9 protein-coding genes and 1 tRNA gene are annotated in these 11,054 nt (G+C 65.3%); 6 read left to right on the top strand and 4 right to left on the bottom strand.

The window, feature by feature from the left end; translation table 11 throughout:
* The first annotated feature begins 4 nt into the window (after positions 1–4).
* On the top strand, positions 5–223 hold the full coding sequence (locus tag SB749_RS04605) for a hypothetical protein (RefSeq protein WP_410709285.1): 219 nt from the start codon (positions 5–7) through the stop codon (positions 221–223).
* Positions 224–232: 9 nt separating this feature from the next.
* Here SB749_RS04605 and selD read toward each other — a convergent pair whose 3' ends face one another.
* Positions 233–1,219 carry a selenide, water dikinase SelD gene (gene selD, locus SB749_RS04600; protein ID WP_410709284.1) on the bottom strand — a complete coding sequence of 329 codons (987 nt, stop codon included), beginning with the start codon at positions 1,217–1,219 and terminating at the stop codon, positions 233–235.
* Positions 1,220–1,228: 9 nt separating this feature from the next.
* A complete protein-coding gene (locus SB749_RS04595) occupies positions 1,229–2,428 on the bottom strand; it encodes an SGNH/GDSL hydrolase family protein (protein WP_410709283.1) in 1,200 nt (399 codons plus the stop codon).
* A gap of 117 nt (positions 2,429–2,545) precedes the next feature.
* On the opposite strand from SB749_RS04595, the gene SB749_RS04590 reads away from it, so the two are divergent.
* The 4 genes from SB749_RS04590 to SB749_RS04575 all read left to right on the top strand — a co-directional run bounded on the left by SB749_RS04590 (position 2,546) and on the right by SB749_RS04575 (position 7,622).
* Positions 2,546–2,640, top strand: a tRNA-Sec gene (locus SB749_RS04590).
* Positions 2,641–2,703: 63 nt separating this feature from the next.
* Positions 2,704–4,023, top strand: a complete 1,320-nt coding sequence (selA, locus tag SB749_RS04585) for an L-seryl-tRNA(Sec) selenium transferase (RefSeq protein ID WP_410709282.1) — start codon at positions 2,704–2,706, stop codon at positions 4,021–4,023.
* Positions 4,016–5,920, top strand: a complete 1,905-nt coding sequence (gene selB, locus SB749_RS04580) for a selenocysteine-specific translation elongation factor (RefSeq protein ID WP_410709281.1) — start codon at positions 4,016–4,018, stop codon at positions 5,918–5,920. Before selA ends, selB begins: the two co-directional genes overlap by 8 nt.
* 325 nt (positions 5,921–6,245) lie before the next feature.
* Entirely contained in the window at positions 6,246–7,622 is a 1,377-nt protein-coding gene (locus tag SB749_RS04575; protein ID WP_410709280.1) for an NAD-dependent succinate-semialdehyde dehydrogenase, read from the top strand.
* 17 nt (positions 7,623–7,639) lie between these two features.
* Here SB749_RS04575 and SB749_RS04570 read toward each other — a convergent pair whose 3' ends face one another.
* Positions 7,640–8,500, bottom strand: coding sequence for a hypothetical protein (locus tag SB749_RS04570; protein ID WP_410709279.1), 861 nt, complete (start codon positions 8,498–8,500; stop codon positions 7,640–7,642).
* A 513-nt stretch (positions 8,501–9,013) separates the two neighbouring features.
* Between SB749_RS04570 and SB749_RS04565 the strand changes: the two genes are divergently transcribed.
* Complete coding sequence (locus SB749_RS04565) at positions 9,014–9,601, top strand: hypothetical protein (protein ID WP_410709278.1); 588 nt, start codon at positions 9,014–9,016, stop codon at positions 9,599–9,601.
* Between the two features lie 129 nt (positions 9,602–9,730).
* Here the strand turns inward: SB749_RS04565 and SB749_RS04560 are convergent, their stop codons facing one another.
* Positions 9,731–10,996 carry a M20 family metallo-hydrolase gene (locus SB749_RS04560; protein WP_410709276.1) on the bottom strand — a complete coding sequence of 422 codons (1,266 nt, stop codon included), beginning with the start codon at positions 10,994–10,996 and terminating at the stop codon, positions 9,731–9,733.
* Positions 10,997–11,054 lie beyond the last annotated feature (58 nt).

The following is an 11,054-nucleotide window of genomic DNA, read 5'->3' as shown; positions in this document are numbered from 1 at the left end:
GCCTATGAAGAAGTTGCTCAGCGAGCGCAAGAGTCTGAGAAGTGCTGTGCTCGTAGCATTGCTCTTCCCACTGGTCTACTTCGGCATGCATCTGCTTGGCTGGGGCAACGAGTCATTCAACTGGTGGCAGACACTGCTAGCCGGTCTCTTCACCGGCGCCTTCTTGTGGTTCTTCACGTCCAGCTTCCGGAAGTTCCGCGACGAGGATGTCACTCCGCGCTGATAGTGCCCCTCACCGCACGTTTACGCCCGAGCCGGCGACGATCTCGCCGATGATCGGGTGACCAGGCAGTTCGCCGACGACGAGCAGCCCGCCCGAGGTCTGCGCATCGGCCAGAAGCAGCAGGTCGTCCTCGCTCACGCCGTCATCCGCGGTCAGATGAGGCCGCACCCAATCGAGGTTTCGCCTGGTTCCGCCGGACACATACCCGTCAGCGATCGACTCATCGACACCGCCGAGGCGGGGCACTGCAGCCGCATCGATGACGGCTCCGACTCCTGAGGCACGGGCCATCTTGAACAGGTGCCCGAGCAGACCGAAACCGGTGACATCCGTGGCCGCTCGTACGCCTGCAGCCACGGCCGCCCGTGACGCTTCGGCATTGAGCGCGGTCATCGTGGCGATCGCCTCGTCGAAGGTCTCACCAGTGACTTTGTGCCGATTGTTGAGGATCCCCACGCCGATCGGTTTGGTCAATGTCAGGGGGAGCCCCGCCTCGGCGGAATCATTGCGCATGAGCTCATTCGGATGTGCCACCCCGGTCACGGCCATCCCGTACTTCGGTTCGGGGTCGTCGATCGAATGGCCGCCGGCGACGGGGCAGTTCGCCTGCGCCGCAATGTCGAGCCCGCCGCGCAGGACCTCAGTGAGCAGCTCCATCGGCAACTTCTCCCGCGGCCACCCGACGAGGTTGATCGCCGTGACCGGGGTCCCGCCCATCGCGTAGATGTCCGAGAGCGCATTGGCCGCCGCGATCCGTCCCCAGTCGTAGGCATCATCGACGACAGGGGTGAAGAAATCCGCGGTCGAGAGCACCGCGAGGTCATCGCGGACTCGCACCGCCGAGGCATCATCGCCGTCATCGAGGCCGACGAGGACATCCGGGCCGGGCTGGCCGACCAGGCCGCGCACCGCGTCCTCGAGCTCGCCGGGGGGAATCTTGCAGGCGCATCCTCCACCGTGGGCGAACGAGGTCAGACGGTCCTGAATCGCAGTCATACCCGGAGACTAACACCGCAGGTCAAGAGGCGCGACGGATGCTCCACCGCTGGAGCCGAATACACCGTCCGGTCCGAAGACAAGATCGGCGAAGCGGTCTCCGATCAATCGGTGCGCTTCGGTGACCGGGTGGAGCCCATCGGGCAACGGCAGCCGGGTCTCATCTTCGGCGCCGAACAGGTCGAGTCCACTGAGGAAATGGAGGTTCGGATCATCGCTGCGGGCCTCGACCACCTCGGCGAGGGCCTCCCTGACGCTTTGCAGAGTCAGTCGACCGAGGTCGGTGTCCCCCTTCTTGCCTGTGGCGATGAACCTCATCTCGCCATCGGTGATGCTCTCCGGGTCGACCCCTCCCGGCCCGGGAGTGTCCTCATGGATGAGGCAGTGAGTCGGCGAGACGACGAGCAACGGCGTTTCGGGGTGCCCGTCGCGGATGGTGTCGAGGAATCCGTGCACGGCCGGGACGAAGATGCGCCGCCTCATCCCGTCGAGGTTGACGACGTTGATTCCCAGCTTCACGCTGATGAGATCGGCGGGAGTTTCCTGCATCAGACGCGCCATAAACGGATCGACCATCGCGCTGCCGCCGAATCCGAGGTTGTGCAGATTCACTCCCGCCCTGCGAGCAGCAACGACTGGCCAGATCCCGGTGGGATGAGCCGCATTGGAGCCCTGGCTGATCGAACTTCCGTAATGCAGCCAGACCGGCTCGGTCGCGCGATCGGACTTGGTGAAGGGCCGCACCTCGGCGTCGGTGTGGAGGGCGATCAGGTCGACCTGCTCATTATGCGGCAACCAGATCTGGACCTTCTTCTCACCATTCGGCAAGTCGTCGGCCACGACGATGTCGGCTTCACCGCTGACAAGCGTGCGTGAGCCGGTGGCCATGTCGAGTTCGATGGCGTCACCGCCGTCCAACACCATCGAGGACTGGAATGTGCCGTCGACGACGACATCGACGGCACCACGAGCCCGTTCCATGCCTCGGTAGGCGACGCGGGTGGAATGGAGCTCCAGACCGATTCGGGTGGACTCGGTGAGGAATTCGAGGCGGACGCCTGAGGGATGAGACTCCATGAGGGTGAGCTGCGCGTCGGCGTCGCGAGTCCGTACATGCGGTGGTAGTCGGTGGGGTCTCAACCCGCGATCTGTGGGTTCGGAATAGGGGGTTCCGCGGACGAAATCCTCGGTGATCGGCATCGTGAACATCGACTCCAGAGTAGTACGATCCGTTTCCGGCGCGATAGTGATGGCTGCGAAGTCGCACATCATCGGGTGATCCCGGAGTGGGAATGTCACCGTTCGTCGCGCGATAGGATTCCTTATGGAGGCGTCCGTGTCCTGGTGGGCGCCCTGGTCTTCAAAACCAGTGAGACCGAGTATCTCGGTCTGGCGGGTTCGATTCCCGTCCGCCTCCGCCAACCGTTTCGCGGTTCCGCCGACCAAGCGGCGCCGCCGTGACCCCGCACAGAGGAGGAGGTCAGATGGTCGAGTCCGACCCGCGTCGATCCATTCCGCGCACGGATGATCTCCTTGCCCTTCCCGAGGTCATCGCAGCAGGTGAGCGCCTCAATCAAGCGACCATCAAGGCCATCATCTCCGAGGTGCAGAACGCCGCCCGGGCCGGTGAGATCCCCGTCGCCGAGGTGGCCCCCGCCATCACCTCCAAGCTCGGTTCCCGTTCGGCCTCCTCCCTGACCCCGGTGCTCAACGCCACCGGCATCCTCGTCCACACGAACCTCGGCCGGGCACCGCTCTCACCTGCGGCAACCCAGGCGATTACCGAGGCGGCCGGATATGTCGACGTCGAAATGGACCTCGGCAACGGCAAACGCAGCAAGCGGGGCACCGGAGCGAAGGCCTCCCTGCTGCAGGCCAGCCCGGCCGCCGAGGATGCTCTCGTGGTCAACAACGGTGCGGCCGCCCTGCTGCTGGCCGTCACTGCGATTGGCGGTCGCGGGGCAGGTTCCGTCGAGATCATCATCAGCCGCGGCGAACTCATCGAAATCGGTGCCGGGTTCCGCCTCACCGACCTTATGACGACGACCGGCGCCAGTCTGCGCGAGGTCGGCACGACGAACCGCACCCACGTGGCCGACTATGCCGAGGCCATCAGCGACGACACGTCCTGCCTGCTCAAGGTGCACACGAGCAACTTCCGCGTCGAAGGATTCACCTCATCCGTAGAGGTGGCCGACCTGCGCGGACTCGCCGACGAGCACAACCTGCCGCTCATCGTCGACCTCGGCTCCGGACTCTTCACCCCCGACCCGGCATTGCCCGACGAACCCGACATCGACACCGCCCTGCGCGCCGGCGCCGACCTCGTCATCGTCTCCGGCGACAAGCTCTTGGGCGGACCGCAGGCCGGCCTCATCCTCGGCCGCACCGAAGCAGTGCAGACACTGGCCAAACACCCTCTGGCCAGAGCGCTGCGCACGGACAAACTGACCCTCGCCGCCCTCGAAGCCACGATCACGCACACGGCGAACCCGATCCACGACGCCCTCCACATCGACGCAGATCACCTGCGGAAACGCACTGAAACCCTCGCCGCGACGGTCGGTGCCACGATCGTCGACCACGACGGACGAGTCGGCGGCGGGGGAGCCCCCGGAGTGCCCCTGTCCGGCTGGGCGGTCGAACTGCCCGAAGCCTTCACCGAGCCGCTGCGCCGCGGCGATCCTGCGATCGTCGCCCGAGTCCACCAGGGACGATGCCTCATCGACCTGCGCTGCGTACCCGAAAGCGAAGACAACCGCATCGCTGCCGCCATCAAGCGAGTCCGTGCTGACAATGCGTGACACTTTCGTCATCGCCACCGCCGGACACGTCGACCACGGGAAGTCGACCCTGGTGAACGCCCTGACCGGGATGGAACCCGACCGATGGGCCGAAGAGAAGAAGCGCGGACTGACCATCGACCTCGGTTTCGCCTGGACCACCCTGCCCTCGGGCCGCGAGATCGCCTTCGTCGACGTGCCCGGGCACGAGAAGTTTCTCGCGAACATGCTCGCCGGGCTCGGCCCCGCCCCCATCGCCTGCTTCGTCATCGCCGCAGACAAGGGCTGGCAAGCCCAATCGACTGACCATCGCGACGCGATCAATGCGCTCGGCATCACCCACGGCCTCGTCGTCATCACCCGGGCCGACCTCGCCCCTGACTCCGTCGAGACCACAAAGGCCCAGGTCAGAGCGCAGCTGCGTGGAACACCACTCGAAGCAGCGCCGATCGTCACTGTCTCGGCCACGACCGGGGAGGGCCTGCCCGAACTCATCAGCGTCCTCGACGAGGTCACGGCTACGGCCGAGCCTCCGACCACCTCGGGGAGGGTGCGTTTGTGGGTCGACCGGGCCTTCACTATCAGGGGAGCCGGCACCGTCGTCACCGGGACCCTCACGGCAGGCACCCTCACCACGGGCAACAGTGTCGAGCTGCGCGGAGAGACCATCGACCGGACCGTGGGCGTACGGGGTCTGCAGTCCCGTAATTCCACCACTACCGAGGTGGTCCCGCAGGCCCGCGTGGCCGTCAACCTCCGCGACGTCCCCGCCGACGACCTCCACCGCGGCGACGCACTGCTCACGAGCGGGGCCTGGCCGATCGTCGACACGATCGACGTGCGCCGCACCATGGGCGAGGCTCTCGACTCCGGCATCCACGAACTCATGGCCCATATCGGCACCGCCGCCGTACCCGCACGATTGCGAGCCTTCGATGCCGACCACGCCCGGCTCACCCTCGACCGACCGCTTCCGCTGCAGGTCAGCGACCGGATTGTGCTCCGTGCCCCGGGCAGCCGCAACGTCTTCGCAGGCCTCCTCGTGCTCGACGTCGACCCGCCCGAACTGTCTCGGAGAGGTGACGGCGCCCGCCGCGCTCGGGAGCTCGCCGACCGTCCTGTGAAAGGCGATATCCTCGCCGAGGTGGCCCGCCGCGGAGCCGTCGAACGCACCGTCCTCACCCGGTTCGGTCTGCAGGTGCCCGATGACGAGGGCCTGCCCGCCGACATCGAGGATGTGGGTGAGTGGCTCGTCCACTCGCCGACGCTGACCTCCTGGGTCGAGGCGTCGAAATCCCTGGTCAACCGTGAACTCGCCGCCACGTCGATGGCCGCAGGAGTGCCCGTCAAAGCCGTCGCCGAGGCACTTCAGCGAACTCCCGACTCTAGTCGCAGGCGCGGCAGCGAAACGAAAAGTGACACCTCGGCGAAGGCGAAAATCCAGCCGGCTCTGCCTCTGCCTGAAGGCTCCGGCGGCGCGATTCGCGCACTGCTCGACCAGGTCATCTCTCGCGCAGGGCTCGAGGCCGTTGACGGAATGGTTCGCCCGCCCGGGCATACCGCGGGACTCGGTGCCGCCGAAGCCGGTATCGCTGAGATCGAGCGCCGACTCGCAGCCGACCCGTTCGCCGCTCCGGAAGCCGATGATCTGCGAGAACTCGGCCTCGGAGCGCGGGAGCTCGCGGTCGCTGAGAAGGCGGGACGGATCCTGCGCCTCGGCGACGGAATCATCGTGGCTCCGCGCACCCCCGCGCAGGCGATGCGGATCCTCGCCGGTCTCGCCCAGCCCTTCACCACAAGCCAGGCGAGGCAGGCGCTGGGGACGACCCGACGCGTCGTCATCCCCCTGCTCGAACACCTCGACGGCCGGGGCTGGACGCGCCGACTCGACACCACACACCGCGAAGTCGTGCGCTGAGGACCCTCGTGGCACTATCGGACGGGCGGCCATGACGACGAACCGATCGCCGGGTCGGTGGGCGGCCGCCTCGGCGAAACTCCGTGACCTGTATTACGATCAAGTCGGAATGATCGTTCGCGCCGATTCGGGCGCTTCCGTCGATGGTATGGGTGATAACTGACTGCGGTGATGGGGCCGCAGCGACGCCATTTATCGCCTCATGATCCCCATATCCGGGCGCGCTGCCCTGGTCGTAGCACTGACCGCCCACCAGAAATTCTCACCATTGACCGTCTCCGGTCGCGCAGATGCGATTCCGACCCGAGACTGCGAAGGAGCAACCATGTCGAACTATCGTGTTCAGAATCCCGCCACCGGCGAGGTCGTCGAGACCTTCCCCGAGGCAACGAATGCCGAGATCGAGTCCACCGTGACTGCCGCCCACTCCACGTACCTGACGTGGAAGGAGACCGACATTCAGGAACGGGCGTCGGTTGTGCGCAGGGCTGCGGAGATCTTCCATGAACGCAAGGACGAACTCGCCAGGACGATCTCGGTGGAGATGGGCAAGTCGTATGCCGAGTCCGTCGATGAGGTCGAGTTCGCCGCCGACATCATCGACTACTACGGCGTCCACGGACCCAGTCTGGCCACGGATTATCAGATCCCGTCGACCATCCCCGGCACTGCCCGGATCGAAGCGCTGCCGATCGGTGCCCTGTTGGGTGTGATGCCGTGGAACTTCCCCTATTATCAGGTCGCTCGGTTCGCTGCCCCGAATCTTGTGCTGGGCAACACGATCATGCTCAAACACGCTGACATCTGTGGGCGGTCGGCGCGGCTGATCGAGGAGATCTTCCGCGCCGCCGGCGTACCCGAGGGTGGGTACTCACACCTTTTCGCCAACCATGATCAGATCGCGTCGATGATTGCCGACCCCCGGGTTCAGGGAGTCTCCCTGACCGGGTCGGAGCGGGCCGGAGCGATCATCGGCGCTCAGGCGGGGCAGAACCTGAAGAAAGCCGTGTTGGAGCTCGGTGGGATCGACCCGATGGTCGTCCTCGACGCCTCGGATGTTGCCGCTGTGGCTCGTGAAGCGTGGGAGTTCCGGACGTATAATGCCGGACAGGTGTGCAATTCGAATAAGCGGCTGATCGTCATGGACGACATCTATGACGAGTTCGTTGCTGAGCTCGTGAAGTTGGGCACCGGGTTGAAACCAGGAGATCCGATGAGCCTGGGTGAGGGCGAGTATGTGCCGTTGTCGAGCCGTTCTGCCGCCGAGACCGTTGACGCACAGGTGACCAAGGCCGTGGCTGAGGGTGCCCGGGTGCTCGTCGGTGGTGAGCTGGGTGAGGGTCCGGCTGCTTATTATGCGCCGACCGTGCTCGTCGATGTGCCCAGGGACTCGCAGTCGTATGGCGAAGAGATCTTCGGGCCTGTGGCCACCGTGTACAGGGTCTCCAGCGATGAGGAGGCCCTCGAGCTTGCGAATGATTGTGCCCTTGGTTTGGGTGGGTCGGTGTTCTCGACAGATGAGGCGCGTGCTGATCGTGTGGCTGCTCGTCTTGAGGTGGGGATGACGCATGTGAACACGATTGCGGCGGAGGCTGCTGAGTTGCCGTTCGGTGGGGTGAAGCGGTCTGGTTTCGGTCGTGAGATGGGTCCGATCGGGATGGGCGAGTTCGTGAACAAGCGCCTCCACTTTATCGCGAAGTAGAGTTCGCGCTGCCGGACTCAGCCGAGTGATGCGGTGATCATGTCCTCCATCGCCGAGGCGGTCAGCCCCCGCCACTGCCGTCGTGACGGTGCGGACGGAATCCGCGCGCCGCGCACTTTGGCCAGGGCCACCTCGGTGATGGGGGCGTGCTGAGGAAATGCGGTCAGCGCGCGGCGTCCTGCTTCCTCCTTGCCGATGATCTCACCGGTTGCAAGCGTATGATGCATCCGCGCGGGACCGAGTACACACCACGCGACGGTGCCGGCTGAAAGTCCCCGCGGGGACGTCACGAGTCGACGAAGCAGCGTTCCCGGGGTGCGCGACGGACGGCCGCGCAGCTGTGCGGCCAACGGAGTCCAGTACTCGCGCAGATTCCTACTGATCCACGGGCGAAGCGCCTCCGGCTGCGCATCGACATCCCACTCGGCGATCGGTCGTCCCCGAACCGTGATCCCGCCGTCGACGAGCTCCTTCCAGACCACCGGATTGACGTCGAACGCGCCGTTCGCATCGAATATCTCACCGGTATGGGAGGCGATCGGCCGAATCTCGGTGACGGGGCGACCGACCTCGGATTCGGCGATGAAGACCGTATTGCAACAGGCGCTCACACCTCGCCCGCGCGCCGCCCCGACCACCAAGCGGGGCACCTGCGAGAGGTGAAGCAGGCGCAGTCTCCGGATGAGATCCGGCCGTGTCCGGCACTCATCGGCGATGAACGCGACGAGGTCGATGTCGCTGCGGCCCGGTCGATAGGCACCGAGCGCGATCGAGCCGGTGACAGCGCAGGCGATGATGCCGCCGGGCAGGATCCGATCGGCAAACCGGAGGTAGGACCTGATTGCGGTTGCGGCATCTGGTGGCAGCTGCGTGGACATGCAAACAGCGTAGACCTCACCCACATCCGAGCACGGTTTCGTCGCCGCGTCCCACGCAGGGGCGCGGCGACGACGCAAGCTACGTGGAGGGTGGGCCGGAGGGACGAGATCGCCGAGGTTGTAAGACCGGATCGACCGGATCGAGGCGGAGGTCACGTCCGGCTCCTGACATTTCCCTGGCCCACGCCTGCGAACAGCCCGACGAGCCGATCGAGACCCCGGTCACGGGCATGTGAGAGCACCGCTGGTGACCGCAGGACGTTCAGCGAACTCTGACCGCATGCACACGGACCCATGACGATTCGTTGTGGCGAGAATAAGTCACCTCGAAGTCTCTCTTCATTGAACAGGGCCCATCGGTCCGTCAGTGTTGTGTGGGGCGATTCCACGGCACCTTCTGCACTGGTGTTCCTGTGCCGATCACAGGCCAAACGCCGCAGAACACAACACAGATGCCGAGCACCAGGAATCGCCGACCGGGTCGATGACCCGATCAAGAGAAAGTGAGAACAGATGAAACGTGCGCGCACTCTTGCGGTGACTGCACTGTCCGCCGCCGTCCTCGCCGGGGGAGTCACCCTCGCATCGGCGACCTCGGCTTCGGCCGGCCCGATCTCCGGAGACGTTGAACAGTCCGGCGAATCCCAGGATGCCGGCTCGACCGGCGGAATCGACGACCCGGATGAGCTGAGCGAAGAGCAGATCGACAATGCGCGCACGATCATCGGTGTCGGCAAGGGTGCGGATCTGTCCGAGCAGGCGCAGAAGATCGCAGTGATGACCGCACTGCAGGAGTCGAGCCTCAACGACCTCGACGGCGGTGACCGTGACTCCGCCGGCGCGTTCCAGCAGCGACCGTCCGCTGGCTGGGGTTCGACCGACGAAGTCACCGACACCGAGTACGCATCGAAGGCCTTCTACGGAGTCGACTCCGGAACCGACAACCCCGGGCTGACCCAGATCGACAACTGGGAGAGCATCGACCCCGGTGACGCCGCCCAGGAAGTGCAGCACTCAGCCTTCCCTGACGCCTACGACAAGTGGGAGCCGCTGGCAGAGAAGCTCGTCGACGAGAACCAGGACGTCGACTCCATCGACTGACGCACACTCAATGGGGCATTTGGCCCCACGCGGATTGGTTCACCGACTGGTTCAAAGTGCAGGTGCCCGGCATTTGTGCTGGGCACCTGCACTTTGAACCAGTCGGTGAGTGAGTCTCCCGGCCGCCCCTCAGGCCAGGGCGCCAGCGGCGAGCCGGCGAACCACCTCGGTGAGGTGATGGAGACCCGAGAGGAGATCCTCGTCCTTCGTGAACTCGGCCAGGCTGTGCGAGACCCCGTCGACGCTGGGAATGAAGAGCATGACGGTGGGCACCTCGTCCTTCATGTTCGTCGAATCGTGCCCGGCCACGGTCATCACCTTCGCCGAGGTGAGTCCCAAGTCCTCGGCCACAGTGCGTGCCAGCTCGACCCCGTCCTCGGAGTACGGGTTCTGATCCCAGCTGTGCTCGGCGACGATCTCGATCTCTACGCGATCATCGGCGCTGACCTGGGCGATCGTGGCCATGAGCTTCTCATGGGCGGCGGCGATCACCTCGGCGCTGGGAGAGCGCAGATCGAGCAGCAGGCTGACCTCGCTGGCGACGACGACCGGGGAATTCGGGTAGACGGTGAGCTGACCGCACGCAGTGTGCAGAGCACCGGGCTCGAAGTCGTCGACGAGCTCTCGTGCGGCCACGACCAGACGTGCCGCACCGAGCAGAGCATCCTGACGATCGGCCATGAGCGTCGACCCGCTGTGCGCCTGTGCGCCTGTGACCTTGAACTCGTACTTGTGGGCAGCCCACGTGGCATTGACCAGCCCGATCGTCACCCCGTCCTCTTCCATGCTGCGGCCCTGCTGGACGTGGATCTCCGCATAGGAGGCGATCATCGGGGGCGTGTAGTCTCCGCGTTCTCCCAAGTCATCGAGCGCCTCGGCGACGGTGACTCCAGCAGCATCACGCGTGGTCAGAGCAGCTTCCAGCTCGGCCTTGCCGGTGAAGACATTCGATCCCATCATCGAGGGCTTGAACCGGGAGCCCTCTTCGTTGAACCAGTTGACCACGGCGAGGTTGAACTTCGCCTGCGACGGGTCTGCCCGCAGCTCATCGGCGATCGCGAAACACGCATGCGCCGATGCCATCACCCCGTACGCGCCGTCGAAACGGCCAGCTGTCGGCTGCGAATCCATATGCGAACCCGTGAGGACATACGGGGCACCGGGCACGAGCTCGAGGAGCCCGAACTGATTGCCGATCGCATCCCGGTGGACGCTGAAACCGTGCTTGATGAGCAGGTCTTCGAACCATTTGCGTTGCTGACCATCGGCGGCGCTTGCGGCCTGCCGGTCCACCCCGTTCGTGCCCTCGACGGCACCGAAACGCGAATGCACGGCCCAATCGGCGAGGAACTCGGCCTCGCGATCGGCGCTGATCAGAGAAGGTGAAACGGTCAAAGCGGGTCCTTTCGAGACGGTGTCGCGGGCGGGTGGTCCACGACTGAGAGGGGGAGGG

This window comes from Brevibacterium sp. SIMBA_078 (assembly GCF_046534565.1).
In the GTDB taxonomy this organism is placed as follows: domain Bacteria; phylum Actinomycetota; class Actinomycetes; order Actinomycetales; family Brevibacteriaceae; genus Brevibacterium.
Note: the sequence above shows the minus strand (reverse complement) of the source record. Positions and strands in the feature narration are given on the sequence as shown.